Source organism: Lactobacillus sp. ESL0237, from assembly GCF_003692985.1.
Taxonomy (GTDB): Bacteria; Bacillota; Bacilli; order Lactobacillales; family Lactobacillaceae; genus Lactobacillus; species Lactobacillus bombicola.
This window is the reverse complement of sequence record NZ_REHE01000006.1, coordinates 273,879-297,383: the sequence shown is the minus strand read 5'-3', so window position 1 is coordinate 297,383 and position 23,505 is coordinate 273,879. Positions and strand designations below refer to the sequence as shown.

Sequence of the window (23,505 nt, the reverse complement as noted above, 5' to 3'; positions counted from 1 at the left end):
TTCTAATTGCATCTGCATCGGCCTTACCAGCATTGTCCTTAACCGCATCAATATCAGCGATTGCCTTATCCTTAGTTGTAGTTACGGCCGCACTATCAGTCATTGTTGGGTCGTCGATCTTACTAATCGCATTATTAGCAATTGTACCAACTGCATCTTTATCTGCTTGATTAGTTAATCCAGGCTTAACTTTATCAGCTTCTGCATGAATTTCGGCCTTGGCCTTGGCTTTAGCATCAGCTAAATTAGCATCTTTTTCAGCTTGATTGATTGCATTAGTGGTATCCTTGACAATTTGATCTATTTTACCCTTAGGATTTGGATCTGAATCAGCATTATCAATATCTGCATTGGCCTTACCAACAGCATTATCAATATCACTAATTGCCTTATCATGAGCTGCTTGAGCTTCATTTTGTTGCTCTTTAGGCAAACTATTGTAATCAGCATTGATTCTGTCCTTAGCAGCTTGAGCTTTTTCGGCAATATCATCTTTAGCTTTAGCCTTAGCTTGATCTAAATCTGCTTTAAGTGCGTTATTTTTGGCAGTGTTGATATCGCTCTCGCCCTTTGCTTCAACTTGATTTGCTAGATCCTTAGTTCCTTGTTTTGCAACATCACTCTTAGCTTGATCGCGAATATTCTCAATCGCTTTTTGGGCGTTTGCTTTATCTTCAGGTGATAAAGTAGAACTATTAATTTGATCAATAGCATCTTTAGCTACACTATCTAACTTAGCTTGATCAGCAGCAATTGTTTGATTAAGATCCATTGCATCTTTTAAAACATTGTCCATGTTATCGAGGCCAGTTTGCTTTTCTTGGTCAATCGTACTAATAGTATTGGCAGCATCAACCTTACCAATTGCATCAGTATAAAAACCGTTTACTTTATCAGTTAATGCTTTTTTACCAGCAGCATCAATTGTATTTAAGCCATTAATTTGTGTATTAACTCTATCTTTTTCAGCTAATAATGCTGCTTTAGCAGCATTTTTAGCTGCTTGCAAGTCTGCATCAGTTTGAATTTGATTCAAATTATCACGACCAGCTGCAGCAGCGGCTTTTACACCTGCCTCGTCAGTTGCACCATTAACGGCACTTTTAGCTGCAGTTAATGTATCATCTATTTTCTTACCAAAATCTGCTTTTTCTGTTTCAGATAAATTAGGATCGGCATTGATATGATCGCGTACTTTTTTGGCTAGCGCATCTAATCCATTATCAGGATCATTAATTGCTTTATCCTTAGCATCTTGAAGATTCTTGGCAATAGAATTGCCAATACTATCAACAATCCCCTTCATACCATTAATAGCATTAGTCTTATCTGTATTAATTGCATCAATTGTCTGGTCGCCAGCAATTTGGGAAACAGCAGGATCATAAATATCATTAATTTTTTGCTTCAGATCTTTTACTTGATCTGGTGTCATTTGATCTGCTTTTGCATCAATTGCCGCCAAATCTTTATCTTTTTCAGCTTTTAATTCTTGTAAAGCCTTAGCCCTAGATGCAGTTAAATCAGCATCATTTAGATCTTTATTAATATTAGCTTCACCTGCTTGCTCTGCAAGATCAACTCCTAGTTTGTCAGCGGCATTAATCTTATTAGTTGCATCAGCCACATCAGCGTTAATTTGATCTTTAAAGTGTTCTTTATTTGTTGGACTGAGCTGATCAGCTGGAATATTGTCAATTGCTTTTTTAGCAGCTTCAGCTTTAGCATTAAGCTTATTAATTGCATCAGCTTTTTGTTTATTCAAAGCTAAATCATCCGCAGCTTTACCAACACTATTGATATTATTAATAGTGTCAGCATGTTCAGCTGGAATATTATTAGGATCGGTTTCATTCTTAATCTTATCAATACCTGTTTGAGCTGCATTATCGATTTTATCATTTAAAGCTTTAGTATCTTCAGGCTTAAGATCAGGATACTTAGTTGCGATTGAATTCTTTGCAGCCTCTTGAGCTTTCTTAATATCATCTATTGCTTGTTGCTTACTTTGTTCAACCGATAAGTCACCAAGTAAAGCATCTAGAGCATTTTTACCCTTGTCATATGCATCCTTAACTCCAGGTAAATCTGCTGCTTTGTCAATTTGTTGATTATATCCTAGCGGATCTGTCAGATTATTAACAATCTGTTTTGCTTTTGCTTTCGCATTGGCAATTCCGGCAGCAGTTAAACCAGATTTATCAATTTTATCTTCGATATCTTTTTCATAAGCATCTAATTTAGCTTTATTAGCACTCTTAGCTGCCTCAAGAATACCTGTTTTACCGTCGGCGATATCTTGCTTGATAGCTGCAGGATCTTTATCAACATCAATTTTACCACTAGCAGCAGTTAATGCATTATCAATCTCTGAAGTATCTGTTCCTGTACCAATATCTTGTTTAGCTTGATCGGCATTTGCTTTAACTTGTGATTTAGCTGCTTCTCTGAATTGACTTAACACATCATTTTTACTAGTATTTAATGCTTTGCCAACTCCATCAATAGATTCGGCATTGTCAATCAAAGTATTGGCATTTTTAACCGCATTATCAATTGCTGGGTTTGTTGTAACACCTAAAGCGGCCTTATCAACATCAGAGTCTGCTTTTATTTGAGCTTTAGCAGCCTCTTTATATTTATTTAAAATATCATTTTTACCATTAATAACATCTTGTTTAATTTCATCAATTGTATTATGGCTATCAATATTTGTATCAGCTGCTTTTACTGCGTCATTGATGCCTTTATCTAGTGCATTAAGATTATCTTTGTTTTCGGCTTTATCAGCTTCCACTTTCACCTGAGCTTTAGCGGCTTCTTTAGCAGCTGCAAGCAAGTTATCTTTAGCTGTATTTTCAATACTATCAGCAGTGGCTCGATTATCAATTGCCGGTGTACCATCAGCAATTGCATCAATCTTATCTTGTTCTTTCTTGACAGCATCAGCAATAGTCTTATCATTAGGAATTCCTAATCCATCTTGATATAACTTACCAGTACCTGCAATTTCAGCTTTAGCAGCTTCTTTATTGAATTTGTTTTGTGCAATAGTTTTAGCCTGATTAATACCATCATCAGTGTTCTTACCATAAATTGACTTACTTGGATCGTAACCATCTGTTCCAGGTTTAGCCGTTGCAGCTTTAGCAGCTTCATCAATCGCATCAAGATATGGCTTTCTATCAACTGGATTTAAGCCTGAATTATTAACACGATCTTTAGCGGCTTGAGCGGCTTTCCCTATATCATCTGCAACTTTTTGTTGCTGTTTAGTGGCATGAGTATTGTTAATATCATCAGTACCCTTAGAACCGTCTGGGTCTTTACCGTTAATAATATCATCGACTGCCTTATTGGAGTTATCTTTAATATCATCAGTGTCTTCTGGATGCTTAGCAATTTGATCTTTAGCAGCTTGCTCGACCTTTTTAATAGCATCAATTTTTGCATTGATACCATTGATGATATCTTCCGCTTCTTTTCTATGCTGCTCAACTTGAGCTTCGCTTGCATCAGTATCGATGTCACCACCAGCTTTAGCAATGTCAGTTGGTCGACTGAGTTGATCCTTCAATTTTTCAATTGCTGCTTTTTCATCAGCATTTAAAATTGGATCAGCTGCAATACTATCAATACCTTGTTTAGCTTGATCAATTTTGCCATTGATTTCAGTTTTAATGCCCGTTTTATAATCCGTTACTGCTTGATTAATTGCATTTAACCCAGTTGTTTTTTCAGTATTAACTTTGCTTTGTACAAGATCTGCAGTATCGCCTGGTCCAGTCGTTGGAATACTATTAATATTATTAATAGCTGAATCTTTAGCAGCATCGATAACTGGTTTTTGACCAGGATAAGCAGCATCTGCGGCATTAGCCTTATCAGTTATTTCATTAATAGCTGAATTTTTGATTGATTGCTTAAGTGCAGCAGCAATTTTATCAAGAGCTGCTTGCTTACGTTTAGTAATTTCTGCTTCAGAATCACCAGTATAAACAGAGGAAGCAGTGTGATCTGGACTAACCGGTTTAACTGCATCAGCACCAGTTGATGTCATTACATCATCAAATGCCTTACTTTGATCTGAAGTTAAATTGGTCGGCTTCTTGGCTTTAGCAGCATCAATTGCATCATTGATTTCTTTAGCAGCTTTATCTTGAACATCAGCTAAAGATGTAATTCCTAAATCTTTAACTACTGGACGAATTCCTGCTTGGACATCAGCCGGATTGTAACTAACAAAATTAGCTGTAGGAATTAATGAAATTGCATCCCCCTTTGCTAATTGAGCTACATCAACTGAAGGAATAGTAAATTCGAAAGTTCCATCATCATTTACTTTAGCGATAAACTGTGAAGGTAAATCCGATGCATTAGTAGAACCATACGGGTTGGCAATTTTCGTGTCTTGTAAATACTGCCCAGATTTAGAACCCTTATATTGAGCAATTATATAAGCCCCTGTGCCACTAGGAAGGTACTTATCAAGTAGACTACCACTGTTAGGCCCATCGGTAGTGGGATTATAATTGGTAACTTTACCACTAATCTTACGTGAACCATCCGCATTAGTAGTGACAACAACACTATTAGGATCAATATCTAAAAAGCCACTTTGATTTGCTTGAATTAATTGTAGGTTATTATAGCCAACAGCTGTTGGATCAGTAAATATTTTTTCAAAAATTGTTTTGTATAGACTATCATAAGTAACATTTCCAGTAGTCGCAGCTTTTTGTATAGCAGCTGCTACCCCCTTTAATTCTGGCAATTGTAAAATTCTACTAATATTAGGATCTGAAATCATACTTTGATAAGTGTCAAAGTTGAATGTTTTCATACCATTAAGTAATTGAACAAGATCTACAATAACCCCCTGGGTACCTTTTCGAACTTGTAAAGTATGTAGTGGTGGCAGAGTGATAACTCCACCATTTATTGAACCAAGATCTAGTTTTTGACGCGCATTGGTAACAGTAAATGCATTATTTCCTACAATACTTGTTCCTAAGCTTTTATTTAAATGAGCATCTAAGACTAATGAAGTTGGGTTATTAATATTCATACTACCTGGAACATTGAGTAAGACTATGTTACCTGTTCCAGCATTACCTACTAACTTAATACTTAAAGAACCATTGTTAATATCCGCTTTACCAGCAATATTAACTAATGTCCCAGCATACTTACCCATATTCTGACCAGTAATATTTAACTGACCATTAGAGGCAATATTCAAGTTCCCATTAATCGAAATCAAGTTATTAGCTGCAAGCGGATAGGTTGTAATATTGCCATTAGTAGTCACATTGACCAACGCACCACTATCAATATTAAGAGTTGATGACTTACCTCCAATATAAATTGCTCCAGCTTGAGCCCAATCTGTACTACCATTTATACCATCAAAATCAAGCTTACCAACATTGATTTTTAAGTTGCCTTTGACATCAATGCTATTGTCATTTCCAGGTGCAACCGCAATAATACCGTACCTAGCATTGGTACCTTTGGAAGGTATTAAGTTGATACCACCTGCCGGAGAATTACCAGCTGGCCAAAGAGTAACATTAGCACTAGGTTCAACAATCACCTTGTTACCCGTACCATCTAACACGATAACACTGTCATTTCTAGTAATCCCAGTAAAAGAGCCATTAAAGTCGACAACATTTGCCGAGCCAGAAATACTTAATAATGGACGATTATCTACTAACCCATCGACTGCAATTGTCCTAGCAGTATTAGTACCTTTGAAATTAATGTGAGTGTTACTACCAGCATAAATCATCTGAGAACCACTAAAATCCACGTTCTCAAAATTAATGATTGCACTAGAAGCTTGGTCAGACCGAATTACACCATAGGTATCAGCACTATGCAAAATAAGATTTTGAAAAGTTAAATTTAAGATCCCACTTGTAACAGTTGGATGATTACCTTTGAAATCTATTACATATCTATCTAAACCATTACCGTTAGACTTAATTAAAAGATTTCTACCCACAAAATTAATTGGTATTGTATTTTCGCCTGTACCACCAACAGGAGCGTCTAAAATGTCGTTCATAACATCAATTTCGCTAATAGTAGTATCTGCTATTGCTTTAGTAAGTTCGTCCCAATTATGAACCTGAGCAACATTACTAGTAACATCTTGGGTGCTAATTGCAACACTCTTTTTACTATCATTGGATTGAGTAATTGTATTGGATGAATCTAGTGGCTTATCAGTTTTGGTTACAGTATTTTCATCGGGAGCAACATTCCCTGCAGGTTGATTTGATTTTTGGGCTGAAGAATCAGCAGAAGAAATTGACTGACCTGAATCACTAGGATCTGGTTGAGTATCACTTGCTTTAGCAGTAGCAGGTGCTTTTAAAAACGACTGTAAGGCAGAGTAAGTTGATAAATCAGTTTTAGCAGCTTTATCATTACTATTTGTTGTAGATTCAGGACTTTTTGGGTCTTTTGTAGAATCAGTTTTGGGAATACTTACTGAAGTATTCATAGAATCATCTTTACTTGCACTTACTTGAGCATTTGCAGACTCAGCTGCAGGTTGTGCCTTTTGTGTATCTGTAGAGTCTGCATTAGGTGCAGCACTAGCGGCTGGTACTGGATTAATGGTATCCGCTTTGGTAGTTTGACTAGTTAAACCAAAGAAAGTAAAGCCTAATAAAACAGAAGCAGCACCAATACTCAATTTTCGAATTGAGAAGTGATCTTGCTTTGCTTGCATCTCCATCTTCCTAAGTCTTTCGGTAAAATTATTTTTTCCTAACATAAAACTATCCTTTCACAAATTAGTTGGCTCCGATCGGTAACCGTTTAAACATTGTAGTTCTTATAAATTTTATTATCAATTTTAATAATTTATTTTGATTATTTTTTATAATAATTTAATTAAAAATAATATTTTTTATAAATAGCTAATATTATTTATGCAATATTATATTGATATAACAATGTTTTAAATAATAATATAAAAAATAAAAATAATAATTTTTTATTAATTAATATTTTTAAGTATAAATATTTTTAATATATAATACCAATACATATAAATATTTTATATGTATATGTGAATATTTTTTAAAAAGATGAACAATAATTAGTGAAAAAATACTATTTTACGTGTAGATAAAAAGTAATAATAAAATATTTTGGTTATTAAAACTATATATATTATTAATAATATAGTATATTGCTAATATTTTATTGACAAGCTTCTTTTAAATTGAATTGGTAACAATTATTTTTTATTTCAAATAGCAAATCAATACTATACGATATATAAAAAATATTTTAAAACCCAAAAATGCTAAAGCTTTATAATAATAACGTTTTTTAGCTGTTACTTCCCTTAATTTTATAAGCAAAAATCTGGTAATAACAGTTAAACTATTTGCTAGCTTATTACCAGATATGCAGCAAATTTGATAGCTATTACTCAAAAATGTAGTGGATGGTCGTTAGTTTTAAATTAACCTTTCTATAGATATAAAATATACATATAACTACAATTTTTTGTCTTATGTAATAATAAATTTAGAATAGTGATATTTTATTACTTTGGCAGCTTTAAATAAGTTTAATATTAAGATTATATAAAAAAAGGCTAATTCTACATTGAGAATTAGCCTTTTTTAGTAACTTTTTTACTTAATTTCTACTTTGTTATGAAGTTAGCCTCCTTAATATTTTTATTCTTGGCAATAATGTAATACGTACCATTCTTAATTCTGACTGGACTTCCATAAGTTCTAACCAGCTTGTACTTTCTGACAACCGAATGGTTAAGACGATTACCATATTGACTATAGAGATAAGCATTGTGTTTCAATCTTAATTTCTTTGCATCTATATTACCAGCTGCAATATACATACCGTTTTCCAATACATAGAAGAGACGATTATTAATAGTCTTAGTACCTATAGTATTAACAATTGAACCGGCCTTAAAGATTAATTGATTACTACGAGTGCCCTTTTCATCATAAACGTAAGCATTATGCATAATTTGCTTTTCATTTACTGCAACAGCTGCGTCAGCGGTTGGGGTATTGATTGGTTCTACCTCTTCTGCTTGTGTTTCAGTAACAATCTTCTTTAGCATAACATTTGATGCCTTTACGTATCGATGCTTGGCAATGATAAAGTATAACGAACCTCTAATGGTAACTGCACTACCGTAAGTATTAATTAATCTATCCTTACGTAGTAATCCTGCCGAGTTGATCCGTCTACCATATTGGTCATAGACAGCTGCATTATGCACTAACTTCTGGACACGATATTTAACATTACCTAGTGCCAAGTAATACTGTTTATTAGCAGCATTTTGATCATGCAAAATGTAGAATTGACGTCCGTTAATGGTTGTTACCCCATAAGTTGTCACTACAGAACCAGCCCCTAGAATAACCTTATTGCAACGACTACCTGTTTGATCATAAAGATAAGCATTGTGCATTAGGGTTACATCTACACCATGAGCATTATCTTTAGATGAAGAATTGTGATCTGGTTCAGAATCTGATGAATTCGGTTTGTTTGCCGTGTCATTTGGTGTACCCGGTGTACCTGGGGTGCCTGGTACATTTGGAATATTACCTGAATCATGATGGTTTCGATCATTTTGAACCTTCGGATCTTTAGTCCAAATGTCCTTAGCCGCGTCACTATCTTGGGTACTATCCTTGATAATTTGGTTAATGGCCGCGTCACGGTTTGTGTCAACTTCGCCAGTTGTCTTCGAATTATCAATCTTACCCTTGCCTTCAGTTACAATCTGGTCGATCTGGTCCTTGATTGCTTGCTTTTCATTAGCCGTGTAGTCACTACCGTCTTGGTGCTTAAGGCCATCAACCTTAGTCTTAGCGTTAGCAGCCGCATCTTCAACGGCACCCTTGGCAATTTCTTTTTCTGCCACTAACTTATTATCATTGATTTCCTTTTCGGTGTTACCCGTGATTTGTTTATGATCATTAAAGCCCTTGTCGGTGTTTGAGGTATTCGCTTGATCACCAAATTCTTTATGAATCTGATCAATTGCATCTTGGTGCTTTTGGTTTAATTCGTCTTCAGCTTTTTGCTTAGCTTGATCATTTTGAACCTTCGGATCATTAGTCCAAATGTCCTTAGCCGAGTCACTATCTTGGGTACTATCCTTGATAATTTGGTTAATGGCTGCGTCACGGTTTGTGTCAACTTCGCTAGTTGTAGTTGAAGCATCAATCTTACCCTTGCCTTCAGTTACAATCTGGTCAATCTTGTCCTTGATTGCTTCCTTTTCATTAGCCGTGTAGTCACTACCGTCTTGGTGCTTAAGGCCATCAACCTTCTTCTTAGCGTTAGTAGCGATGTCATCTACGACACCCTTGGCAATTTCTTTTTCTGCCGCTAACTTATTATCATTGATTTCTTGTTCGGTGTTACCCGTGATTTGCTTATGATCATTAAAGCCCTTGTCGGTGTTTGAGGTATTCGCTTGATCACCGAATTCTTTATGAATCTGCTCAACTGCATCTTGGTGCTTTTGGTTTAATTCGTCTTCAGCTTTTTGCTTAGCTTGATCATTTTGAACCTTTGGATCATTAGTCCAAATGTCCTTAGCCGCGTCACTATCTTGGGTACTGTCTTTGATAATTTGGTTAATCGCTGCGTCACGGTTTGTGTCAACTTCGCCAGTTGTAGTTGATTTGTCAATCTTATCCTTGCCTTCAGTTACAATCTGGTCGATCTGGTCCTTGATTGCTTGCTTTTCATTAGCAGTGTAGTCACTTCCGTCTTTGTGCTTAAGGCCATCAACCTTAGTCTTGGCGTTATTAGCGATGTCATCTACAGCACCCTTAGCAATTTCTTTTTCTGCCGCTAACTTATTATCGTTGATTTCTTTTTCGGTGTTACCCGTGATTTGTTTATGATCATTAAAGCCCTTGTCAGTCTTTGAGGTATTCGCTTGATCACCAAATTCATTGTGAATCTGATCAATTGCATCTTGGTGTTTTTGGTTTAATTCGTCTTCAGCTTTTTGCTTAGCTTGATCATTTTGAATCTTCGGATCATTAGTCCAAATGTCCTTAGCCGAGTCACTATCTTGGGTACTATCCTTGATAATTTGGTTAATCGCTGCGTCACGGTTTGTGTCAACTTCGCCAGTTGTAGTTGATTTGTCAATCTTACCCTTGCCTTCAGTTACAATCTGGTCGATCTTGCCCTTGATTGCTTCCTTTTCATTAGCAGTGTAGTCACTTCCGTCTTGGTGCTTGAGGCTATCAACCTTCTTCTTAGCGTTAGTAGCGACGTCATCTACGACACCCTTGGCAATTTCTTTTTCTGCCGCTAACTTATTATCATTGATTTCTTGTTCGGTGTTACCCGTGATTTGCTTATGATCATTAAAGCCCTTGTCGGTGTTTGAGGTATTCGCTTGATCACCGAATTCTTTATGAATCTGCTCAACTGCATCTTGGTGCTTTTGGTTTAATTCGTCTTCAGCTTTTTGCTTAGCTTGATCATTTTGAACCTTCGGATCGTTAGTCCAAATGTCCTTAGCCGCGTCACTATCTTGGGTACTATCCTTGATAATTTGGTTAATGGCTGCGTCACGGTTTGTGTCAACTTCGCTAGTTGTAGTTGAAGCATCAATCTTACCCTTGCCTTCAGTTACAATCTGGTCAATCTTGTCCTTGATTGCTTCCTTTTCATTAGCCGTGTAGTCACTACCGTCTTGGTGCTTAAGGCCATCAACCTTAGTCTTGGCGTTATTAGCGATGTCATCTACAGCACCCTTAGCAATTTCTTTTTCTGCCGCTAACTTATTATCATTGATTTCTTGTTCGGTGTTACCCGTGATTTGTTTATGATCATTAAAGCCCTTGTCGGTGTTTGAGGTATTCGCTTGATCACCAAATTCATTGTGAATCTGATCAATTGCATCTTGGTGCTTTTGGTTTAATTCAGCTTCAGCTTTTTGACGCCTTTCTTGTTGTACCGCTGAATCCTTATCCAAGATGTCTTTAATTTTTTCAGTGTCTGTTAAATCATTCTTGATATTCCCAATTGCCGTATTCTGGGCACTAGTTACATCTTCTGCGCTCTTACTTTGGTCAATTGACCCATTTTCTTTAGTGGCAGCTGTACGCTCTTGTTCAATTTGCTTAATGATGGCTTGCTTTTCAATATCAGTAAATGGGGTCTTATCATCATGGGTTAAGCCCGCTACCTTATTCTTTGCATCAATTAAGGCATCTTCAACGGCACCCTTGGCAATTTCTTTTTCTGCCGTTAACTTATTAGTTTGAACGTCTTCAATTTTATCTCCAGGTATAACAATCTTGCCATCTTTATCCTTGTACTTCTTCAAAGCATTATCGGCATTATCATGAACATCTGTGCCAAGTTGAGTTACCGCATCATTATAATGCGTCTTAACTTCATTTGCGGCATCTGTACGAGCCTTTTCTAGCCTTTCTTGTTGTACTGCTGAATCCTTATCCAAGATGTCTTTAATTTTTTCAGTGTCTGTTAAATCATTCTTGATATTCCCAATTGCCGTATTCTGGGCACTAGTTACATCTTCTGCGCTCTTACTTTGGTCAATTGACCCATTTTCTTTAGTGGCAGCTGTACGCTCTTGTTCAATTTGCTTAATGATGGCTTGCTTTTCAATATCAGTAAATGGGGTCTTATCATCATGGGTTAAGCCCGCTACCTTATTCTTTGCATCAATTAAGGCATCTTCAACGGCACCCTTGGCAATTTCTTTTTCTGCCGTTAACTTATTAGTTTGAACGTCTTCAATTTTATCTCCAGGTATAACAATCTTGCCATCTTTATCCTTGTACTTCTTCAAAGCATTATCGGCATTATCATGAACATCTGTGCCAAGTTGAGTTACCGCATCATTATAATGCGTCTTAACTTCATTTGCGGCATCTGTACGAGCCTTTTCTAGCCTTTCTTGTTGTACTGCTGAATCCTTATCCAAGATGTCTTTAATTTTTTCAGTGTCTGTTAAATCATTCTTGATATTCCCAATTGCCGTATTCTGGGCACTAGTTACATCTTCTGCGCTCTTACTTTGGTCAATTGACCCATTTTCTTTAGTGGCAGCTGTACGCTCTTGTTCAATTTGCTTAATGATGGCTTGCTTTTCAATTTTGGTGTAGTCACTACCGTCTGGACGCTTAAGACTCTCAACCTTAGTCTTAGCGTTAGCAGCTGCATCTTCAACGGCACCCTTGGCAATTTCTTTTTCTGCCGTTAACTTATTAGTTTGAACGTCTTCAATTTTATCTCCAGGTATAACAATCTTGCCATCTTTATCCTTGTACTTCTTCAAAGCATTATCGGCATTATCATGAACATCTGTGCCAAGTTGAGTTACCGCATCATTATAATGCGTCTTAACTTCATTTGCGGCATCTGTACGAGCCTTTTCTAGCCTTTCCTTTTGTACATCTAGATCTTTATCCAAGATGTCTTTAATTTTTTCAGTGTCTGTTAAATCATTCTTGATATTCCCAATTGCCGTATTCTGGGCACTAGTTACATCTTCTGCGCTCTTACTTTGGTCAATTGACCCATTTTCTTTAGTGGCAGCTGTACGCTCTTGTTCAATTTGCTTAATGATGGCTTGCTTTTCAATTTTGGTGTAGTCACTACCGTCTGGACGCTTAAGACTCTCAACCTTAGTCTTAGCGTTAGCAGCTGCATCTTCAACGGCACCCTTGGCAATTTCACGTTCAATAGCTATCTTATTATCATTGATAGCACCAATAGAGGTTCCTGGTATGATGATATTGCCGTCTTTATCCTTGTGCCTGTTCAAAGCATTATCGGTATTATCATGAGCACCTGTGCCAAGTTGAGTTACAGCATCATCATAATGCGTCTTAACTTTAGCTGCGGCAGTTTTACGAGCATCTTCAACATCTTTAGCAACTGAATTGTTTTCTGCACTATTAATATTGCCTTCACCGGTCTGTTCAGCGCCATTAATATCCTCAATTATATCTTTCACTTTATCAGTAGGAGAAACATCATTAGGGAGGCTGTCAATATTACCTTTGGCTTTATTGGTTGCATCGTCTATATCTTTTCCACCCTTTGGTGCCTTCTCTTTAGCTGCTGCTGCCGCTTGATCAAGTTTAATCTTAGCCTTTAACTTGTTTAATGCAATCAGACCTTTGACATATTCAGCAGTGGCGTTTTTAAGCGTGTCTTTATCCGTTTGATCAGGATTGATATTGTTGATATTGGTAATTGACTGCTTTATTGTATCAATATTAGCCTGATAATCTTTCTTTTGTTGATCATTTAAATGATTAATATCAATACCAATACTGTCTAAACCACTTTGTAAACCGGTAACTTCTTGATCAAGCCCATTAACAGCATAGTGCTTTTCAGCAGTCACATATTCTGGATTTGCCAAAACAGTATCAATATTTGCTTTCCACTTGTCTATTTGCAATTGATCAATTGGATCACTAGGGGTTGTTTCATCATTAACTTTTGCCGTATTTTCATCAATTAGCTTTTTAGCAGTATTAAAGGCATTATCAATATCACCTTTAGCTGTTGCCTTTTGGTCTTGAGATAATTGTGAATTATTAATGATGTCCTGCGCAGTATTTTTGTAATTTTGTAAATCAGAAATAATTTTATTATTAGCAGCTTGTCTGTTAGCTTGGTTAACAATAGCATCCATTTCTCCTTTAGCAGTATTTTCTCGTATATTGACTAATCCTAGTAATTCACTATTTTTGCCATCTTTACTAGATATTGCATTAATTCGATTTCTACCATCTTTTTCAAATACAGCTTCTATTTGTTTTTGATAATTTTCTAAGTCTTCACTTGTTAAACCTGGAATTTGAGAAACTTCATTTTTTTTCTGGTCTCTGTAACTTTCTAACCGGTTAATCGCCGCTATTTTAGCTCTAATAAGGTCAAGTGTTTCATCAGCGATAGTTACAATTCCTGAGATAGCATGTTGACCGTAGGTGTATTTTTCGTTTGGATCCGAATTATTATTTGGATCAATTCCTGCCTCGATATTATCAACCATTGTCTTAGCCTTATTAATATCATTAGCAATATCAGTGTCTTCGAGTTTGACCCCATTAATCCGTTCCGTTGTTTTAGTGAGAAGGTCATCAATCTGGTGTTTCAAGTTATCAATAACATCTGGCGGTAAACCTGCACTAGCCTTAGCAGTAATACTATCCTTAGCCTTTTCTGCTGCGGCTTTAATGGCGGCAAGTTGCTTATTCTTCTCTGCTAAAAGTTGGGTTGGATACGTAGCTTGATCAACCTTAGTTTTAGCAGCAGTCAATGCAGCATCAACTATCTGATCTACATTAGCTTCTTCAGAAACTGGCGTACCAAGAATGTCACTAATACCGTGTTGTAAAGCGTCATTAACAGCTTGACGTCCATCAGCAAGATCCTTTCCACTCAAATATGGATGGGTCGAATCATCAGCATTTTTACCATAATTTTCTAAATTATCTTTAGCTTCATTAGCATGACCAACCAAAGTATTGATTGCTACGCTCTTCTTCTCAAAGCTTTCCGTTAAGTGTGCGATTGCGGCTTCACCAGCAGCAGTTTGCTTATTCATTTCAACCGTTGGATTTTGGTCATTATTGTTGCGCGCATCAGTCTTAGCTTTATTAATAGCAGCAGAGGCTTTAGCAGCTTCGGCTTCAATTTGCTGAACCATTTCAGCTTCTAATTTAGCTTTATCTTCTACTGTCGAATTTTGCGCAATATCATGGGCTTTTTGTTTAGCTGCTGTAGCGGCAGCAGTAATTCGTTGCAAATCAGCAGTCAATGTTTCTTCATAAGTAATGTGGGCATCAACAGCGGCAAGTTTACCCATTCCAGTTGCTTCAGCCGTAACTAAATCCGCTGCAGCCTTAGCTGGATCCGCTTCAGATTTAACAGCATTAATGGCTTGCTTGCCAGCGTTTAGGGCAGCATTAATTTCCGCAAGTAATTGATTACTTTGTGCGGTATCCAATGTATGGTTAATACCGCCATCATTCACCCTTTGTCTGAGTCTATTTGCTTCATCCTCTAAACGGTTGATAGCTGACTCTTTATTTTTGTTTAAATTGCTTGTATCTTGCGCATCAGCTTTGATTCCGTCAATGGCTCCCTTAGCAGCAGACACAATAGCATCAACTTTAGCGGTGGTATCTGTAGTTGGGCGTTTTAACTCTGCCTGAGCATTAGCGACGGTGTCGTTAATCCGCTTATCTAAGGCCTGCTTTTGCTTATCATCCAAGTTAGTAGAATTGGCATAACTACCTTTAGCTCCTGTAGCATATTGATTTAAGTCATTAGAAGCTTTTGCCTTAGCATTTTGCAAAGTTGCATCAGTTAATGCCTGACCAATATTAGCTAATCCAGCAACTTTATTAGCATTGATATCAGTTAGAGAATTGGACCCATTAATTTCATTAACAGCTTGATCATGAGCAGCTTGGGCCTGGTCGGTAAACTGTTGCATTTGCTTAGAAGATAACTCAGGTAAGGCTGCAATTTTATCCTTAATTCCACTAACAGGTGGATTAGCCTGCGCGTCACCCTTCAAGGCCTTGTCTAACTCGGCAATTGCCTTATTTTTGGCTTCTGCTAAAGCTTGGTCTTGCGCACTCTGCTTAATACCATCAATAGCACTGATTGCGCCCTCTTTAATAAATCTAATGGTATTAGCATCTGTAGTTCCATTAATGCTATTTTCAGCATCGTTGACGATATTATTAATAGCGTCAATAGTGGCTTTTTGATTGGTATTGGTTGGATCAAGTCCTGCTTTTGCATCTTCGGCATGTTGGCTAATTGCATTGTTAGCTTGCAACTTAATAATATCCAAGTTGAAATCATTTTCTGCTTGGTTAATGTTATTAGTTGCATCAGTCACTAAATTATTAATATCCGTCTTAGAAATAGCCCGGTCAATAGCCTGATCAGCTTTAGTCTTAGCGTCATCAATAGCCCCACGTGCTTTTTCTTTAGCATTTTGTGCTGCTAGTTTTTCAGCGTCAGTAAGTTTATCGAATTGAGCATTAATCCGATTTTTAGCTGCTTCTGCCGCATCGTCAACTGCCTTTTTACCAGCAGTTTTCGCAGCATCCAAGTCTTGTTTTAGAGCATCATTCTTAATCCGATTAATGTTAGTTTCACCAGTTGCTTCTTCAGCATTAGCAGTTTCTGAAGTAATAGAGTTCTTGACCCGCTCTTTAGCCTGATCACGGGCATCCTCAATGTCCTTTTGTGCCTGAGTTTTAGCCGTATTAGGCAACGTTGAATTATTGATTTCAGCAATAGCATTTTCGGCGGCAGCATCTAACTTACCTAAGTCAGCATTAATTGTTGCAGCAAGATCACGATCACGGGCACCTTTAACAACCTCATCCATCTTAGCAATGCCTTGGTCTCTAGACTTAACTACTTGCTGAATCGTGTCTTGGGAATCAATCTCTTGCTTGGCATTATCGTAAATCCCATTAACCTGATTAATTAAACTATTCTTTTCATCACTATTGATATTCTTCAAAGCATTAATTTGGTTAATAACTTTACCCTGCTCTACCAATAAGTCATGCTGGGCAGCTTCTTTGGCTGATTGCAAGTCAACTTGAGCTTGAATTTGTGTTAATTTACCTTTACCTGCTCTTACAGCAGTATCAATTGCAGACGAATCTGAAGCACTATTAATAACACGGTTAGCATCTGCGACCACAACGTCAATATCCTGATAATACTTGTTCTTTTCATTATCCGATAAGTTAGGATCTTGCTCAATATGTTGTCGAACTGCTTGAGCAGCTTTATCAAGATCGTCTCTTACCGTATTTCTATACTTCTCAAGTTCTTGAGCAACTTTATCACTAATTCCAGCTACCAGTTGATCCATTCCTTTGATAGTATCAGCCTTAGCCTGGTTAACCACTTCAAGATTTTGACCAGCATTAATTTGCGCCAAACCATCGTCTTTAATTTTATTTAAATGGTTAATGTAATCTTTTTTCGCTTGATCGTCTAATTTAGAATCATTAATTGTGTTTAAATCTGTTTGATATTGATCGTTGACAGCTTTACTTGCCCGAGACTTGGCGGCATCAAGTTCAGCTGCAGCTAAGTCCTTATCAATTTGCTGCTCAGCCAGACTCTCAGCATTATCAACATTATCCTTGTCAGCACCGTTAATGCTAATTTCACCAGCTTTTTCATGTTGATCAATCAAATTCTTATAATTAGCTTTATCAGTTGTCGATAATTCAGTGTCAGTTTTTACCTCAATTTGTTCTTTAGCTGCTTGCGCTTTTTGCTGTAATTTTGCAATAGCAGCTTTCCGTTGACCAATTAAATCATTTAAACTAGCAGCGTCAGCGGCAACTCCAGCGATATTATTTAGTGCTTCATTAAGATCGGGTGTAATTCGATCATTATCTCGCTCGTTTGTGATTTTCGCAATACCAGCTTGAGCCGCATCATCCACGTCTTTTTGCAGTTTAGCAACATTGTCTGGATCAAGATTTGGATACTTGCTCTGATCAGCAATATTATTCTTAATTTCAGCTTGCTTATTTTGAATTTGCTGAATGGCATTACTCTTAAGAGCATCTTTAGTTGCTTGTGCAAAAATGTCACTTAACTTAGCGTGACCAGTTTCAGACGCATCATGTAGACCAGTTTTATCAGATGCCTTATTAATAGCAGTAAAATCTTCACCTTGGTCACTAATTACTGCTTTAGCCTTATTAATGGCTATAGTTTCAGCATCACTTGGTAAGTGTAGGTTTTTTATATTAGTTTCAATCTGACTTTCATAAGCAATCAGCTGATTTTTAGCAGCTTGTTTGGCAGCTACAAGGAGTTTTGATTCTGCTGACTTTTTAGCAGTAGCAACGGCAGTCGCATTATCTGCCACTGGTACGCCATCAAGAACAGTATCAATCTGGTCTTGTCCTTGCTTTAGGGCATTAGCCATCTCTGTATCTGTCGTTAACCCGATACTATCTAGATAAGACTTAGCTGTATTAGCCAAATCAGCTTTAGCAGCCTCTTTATTAAAGGTATTCTTTGCTGCTGTGACAATCTGATCAATACCTAGTTGAGTGTTTTGCCCATAAACAGACTTATCCTTATCAAACTTAGAATCATTCGGCTTAGCAGTGGCTAGATCCTTAGCCGCATTAATTGCATCAATATAATTTTGCTTATCAGCATCACTTAGGCCTAATTTACTAATTTGCTCAATTGCAGTTGTGGCAGCCTGATTAATATCACTAGCGGCTTTCTTTTGTCCTTCCTTAATTACGGGAATATTATTGATGATGTCAGCGCCTTTACCATCGTCTTTACCGTTAGTAATATTATTAATGATATCATTCAAACTGTCCTGAATGTCGTCTTTATCTTCTGGATGTTTAGTAATCTGGTCTTGAGCAGCTTGTTCCACCTTTTTAATGGCATCAATCATATCAGTAATCTTTTTAATTTCGCTGTTAGCTAAATCTTGATTATCTTTAACAGCTTTCTCGTCAGCGCCTTGGGCAATCTTACCGCCATCTTTAGCAATCGCAGCAGCATCACTTAATTCGGTTCGATCTTTAAGCTTAGTAATCGCAGCTTTAGCCGCTTGACTTATATTAGGGTCTTCAGCAATTTGATCAATATCCTTTTGGGCTTGATTAATCTTTTGGTTAATATCATTTCTGATACCGTCTTTATAGTCTTTAATTACTTGGTCAATTTTAGCTGTTAGGCCGTCTTTAGCAGCATTAAGCTTGCCTTGCACATCGTCAACTTTGTTATTAGCATCAATTCCAGGCACATTATCAATGGCTGATTCATCCTTAATAGCATCGGTAATTTTATCTGCTATTGTTGGGAATTTAGATTTAGCATCTTGAGCCGCACTAGCAACTTCTTGTTTGGCAATGGCCTTCATTGCATTAGTCAAGGCAGCATTGACCCCTTGTACAGCCTGATCGCGGCGGCTGTTAATTGCCACTTCATCATTAGCACTTGGGGCATAAACCGATGTATCATTATGCCCATCAGGAACAGGAGAGACTGCATCTTGGCCATATTTATTCATAGCAGCATCAAAAGCTGTTTTAGCTTGCTCCGTTAAATTAGGATTATTGCCTACTTTGGTTTTAGCTGCACTAACAGCATCTTTAATTGCCGTGGCGGCATCTGTTCTGACTTTACTAATATCTTTAATCAACAAATCATAAGTATGGTCATTCTTATTGTTTGGATCATAACCAATGAAGTTAGCATGGGGGGTTAATTCAATTTTCGTACCTGGAGTGAGTTTATTGACCTGATCAGCGGGAATTGTAAAGCTGAAGTTGCCGTTTCCATCGGCTTGAGCCGCAAACTCATTCGGTAAAACATTAGAATCAATTTTAGTATCTTTATAAGGATTAGAATCAGCCACTTTATTAGTGATAACGGTATTACCAATCTTGGCGCTAATATAAGCATGGGTCCCACCTGGCAAAATTCTACTAAAAATGCCATCACTACCAGGACCATCTTTCTCTTCAGTATAATTGACGATATGACCCGTAACAGTTCGACTTCCATCACCATTAACAGCTACATTTACCCTCTCAAGATCTAAGAAACCATCAGGATTAGCTGACTTAAAGCGAACATTGTTATACCCCGTAGGAAGCAGGGCCCTATTACCGAAGGCAGCTATAATAATATTCTTAAAGATATCATCATAAGTCATACCTTCCTTAACCAAACCGAGTGTCATTAATGGGTTAAGTAGCTTCTGGTAAGCTTCTGGGAGATTAGTTATTATTTCTTTCGTTAATTTTCTTTGTCCATTAAGCAAGACTAGAGATGGAACATCTAAAGCCATTCCTGTTGGCGTAAATGTGCTTCTTTTTAACCCTAATTCAAGGAAAGGCGGCAGGACTATATCCTCTTTATTAATATTCAAAATCTGACTTACATTATTTAAGGTAATCTTATTGTTTCCAACTATTGCAGTAGATAGATTATGGTTAGAATTCGCATTTAAAACTAATGATTGGGGGTTATTAACGGTAAGTGTACCACTTTGAATATCAACTAGAATGATGGCTCCGATACCCGCTCCTTGCCCTAAACTGTCACCTAAAGTCATTTCAAAAGTACCGTTGTTAACTTGGGCATTACCTCTAATCAAAAATAATGTACCTGAATAATTACCCATGTTGGTACCAGTAATTTTTAGTGAACTCTTAGGTTCAATATTTAAATTACCACCTACGTAAACTAGACTGTTGTAAGGTGTTATTGTATTAATATCACCATTTGTTTTAATATTTATAGAACCGCCATTAGTAACTGTCATGCCTGAATTTGTACTATTAATATTAATAGCAGTGGCTGCCTGTCTATCTGCGACACTACCTTGGTAAGTACTAGAACCAACTTCAATATTCAAAGTACCTTGAACATTAGCAACTGAGTTTGCTCCCGCCATTACAATTCCATTTATTCCGTATCCACCTTGGGACCCAGCATTGTCTCGCCCAGTTTGATCACTACCACCGGGTCTAAGAGTAACGTTGGCACCCTTATTAATATTTATAGTACCATTAGTAGCTGTCGTTTGGAGGACATTACCTCCAATGGTACTACCAGTAAACTGACCATTAAAGTCGATACTACAACCAGAACCTGAGAACTCCAATAATTGTTGCCCATCATCACTACCATTTCTACCTGGTTCATAACCGGAGTGAATGGTTGCCATATCATTAGTACCTTCAAAAGTAACATGCGTATTCGGTCCTAAATAGGCCAATTGGTTACCACGAAAAGTAGTATCTTTAAAAGTGATATAAGCATTTGCCAATGTAGGCGATAAAGTCTCTGTATCAATAACTCCATAATAGTCGGCACACTTTAGATTCACATTTTCATAAGTTAGGTGAAACGTAGTTACAGTCGAACCAATTATCAGATGACTGTACCTATAGTCAATTGTATATTTACCGGAATCAGCTGATTTAATCACTAAATCACGATTAGGAAAATATATTGGAGTTAAGCCCCCCCAGCTATCTGCCTTAATATCATTCACGATAATAATTTCAGATACTGTTGAATCTTGTAAGGCTTTAACATAGTCTTGCCAATTATTTACTTTAGCTGTGCTACCACTGTAAGCATCTTGTACCCCAACTTTAGGTGTCATATCCTTATCTTGATCAGCTGGAGTCAAAGGCTTAACCGGACTAGGTACCTTAGTTGAATTGGGCCTCTGATTAGCATCAGCGACCGAATCAGCGGGTAGCTTCGCCTGTTGATCACTATCTTTAGCCGGTCCCGTTAAATCAGGATTACTATTAGCATCAGCTTGAGGAACGCCATTATTTGTAGCACTCCCAGCAGGGACATTAGTTGACCCCGTAGGATTAGTTGTCCCTTGGACATTATTCCCTGCAGTAATTGCCGGTTGGCTATTAGCAGTATTAATAGAAGCAGAAGTACCATTAGGATTTACTTCTGCTTGAGCGTTATTACTATTGTCAACCTTAAGTGAGTCTGCTTTTGTATTCTGAGCAGGAGCAGTTGGGGCAGTTGCCTTATCTGTATCCTTCAAAAAAGTGCTCAATCCTGTGTAAGTTGATAACTTAGCTTGCTTATCATCCGTCTTTTCGGACAAAGGATTACTATTAGCCTTAGTAGCGGTTGGCGCATTACTAGTAGCTGCATCCTGATTCTTAGTAGCTGAGGCTGTTGCCGCTTGACTTGGCGGTGTAGCATTGCTCTGGTTATTATCGGTTGCTTGCTGATTAGCCTCTTCTGTAGCGTTTTGTTCTGGAATAACAGAATTAGCTTTAACTGCTTGACTGTTTAAACCAAAAAAAGTAAAGCCTAAGAATACTGAAGCAGTTCCAATACTTAATTTACGAATTGAGAATCGATCTCGCTTTGCTTGCATTTCCATTCTCTTTAGACGTTCATTATAATTATTTTTACCTAACATTAAAATATCCTTTCCTATTTTCCAAACCTATACATGAATTATTTTAGACGTTAAGTACAAAATTAGCAATATAAAATCCGAAATTAATCAGCAATTATAAATAACCATTTTTCTGGATTTTATTGATTTGGAAACCAAAGAATTAATTTTAGTATTATTATCTTGTTAAATAAGGTTTTTTATTCGAAATTTAAATAACATTTATGGTAAAATTAACGATGAATCTATATTATAAATTGTTTAACTTAATTTTATATACAAACATATTTAGATTATTCTTATTTAAATATATAAAAAATATCTAAACTTAGTTTAAAATTTTTTTATTTAGTATTTTTTTAAATTATGCCTAGTTACTTTATGTGTCTGCTTGCCACTTGGAATTTATTCTTGACAAACTAAAATGGATTAGATAGTATAACTATGGTCTAAGTTGATTAACAAGCTTAATTGTATAAGTTGACCGGTCAAACTAAAAACGTGCGAGTCTGTAAATAACTGTCGGATCGGAACACTATCACCCATTTTGCATAGGATCCATATTCGTTGCGATACTACTCATTTATTTGAACACTGCGGGTTCAACAGCACTGTTTTGCACTGTTAATTCAACTTAGATTTTTTAGAAAATAATAGAAGCGGTCACGAGGACCGCTTTTTTAATGGAGATTTTTATGATTTTAAAAATTGTCGTTTTAGCTTACCTCTGCTTGCTTTTGCTAACTGCTTATTATCTGTGGCAAAAACGCAAGGATCACTTTTTAATATTTAATAACCGAACCAATACTAACTTTCAAGCAATCATGACCTACACCGCTATTCTGCTCTGTCTCGAAAGCATACTCGGCTTCATCTTACTATTACTATTTACCAACAAATACTATAATTTAATTACAATTTTTCTAAGTTGTTTTACTATTTTAATTTTTACCCTCCTAATTAATCAAAAGAACGAATAATTCAGGTAAAAATTTGGTAGAATAAAAAGTAAGCGAGGTATTAATTATGAAACAATATCATCAAATACAAGTTGCTGTTGATGGCTCCAAGGAAGCAGAATTAGCTTTTCAGAAAGCAATTGAAGTGGCTCAGCGTAATAATGCCACTTTAGAAATTCTCCATGTCATTGATACAAAGTCATTTCAAAATGTTTCAAGTTTTGACTCTGATATGGTCGAACAAGTTGCTAACGATGCAAAAGAAAAATTGGAAAAGTATTATGAAGTAGCGCAAAATGCAGGAATCAAGGAAGTTCATTTTTCCATTGAATTTGGGTCTCCCAAAGCAATTATTGCCCAGCAATTCCCTAAAGAGCACCGGATTGATCTAATTATTCTTGGTTCAACTGGTTTAAATGCAGTCGAGCGCATGTTAATTGGTAGTGTGACCGATTATGTAACTAGAACTGCCCCTTGTGACGTATTAGTTTGTCGTTCAACTAAGCCAACAAGAATTTAGATAATAAAAAA

At 36.7% G+C, this 23,505-nt stretch carries 3 protein-coding genes; 1 reads left to right on the top strand and 2 read right to left on the bottom strand.

The window, feature by feature from the left end; genetic code table 11:
- On the bottom strand, positions 1-6,745 hold a 6,745-nt coding region (locus tag F5ESL0237_RS02945; RefSeq protein WP_122025381.1), incomplete at its 3' end, for a pectate lyase-like adhesive domain-containing protein.
- Positions 6,746-7,675: 930 nt separating this feature from the next.
- Positions 7,676-22,036: an SLAP domain-containing protein gene (locus tag F5ESL0237_RS02940; RefSeq protein WP_122029873.1), complete on the bottom strand. Its 14,361-nt coding sequence runs from the start codon at positions 22,034-22,036 to the stop codon at positions 7,676-7,678.
- 1,005 nt (positions 22,037-23,041) lie between these two features.
- Between F5ESL0237_RS02940 and F5ESL0237_RS02930 the strand changes: the two genes are divergently transcribed.
- On the top strand, positions 23,042-23,494 hold the full coding sequence (locus F5ESL0237_RS02930; protein ID WP_122024592.1) for a universal stress protein: 453 nt from the start codon (positions 23,042-23,044) through the stop codon (positions 23,492-23,494).
- Positions 23,495-23,505 lie beyond the last annotated feature (11 nt).

Bases quoted from the DNA above. Each gene is read 5' to 3' on its own strand.
- F5ESL0237_RS02930 (WP_122024592.1), top strand. From the start codon at position 23,042: ATGAAACAATATCATCAAATACAAGTTGCTGTTGATGGCTCCAAGGAA.
- F5ESL0237_RS02940 (WP_122029873.1), bottom strand. From the start codon at position 22,036: ATGTTAGGTAAAAATAATTATAATGAACGTCTAAAGAGAATGGAAATG.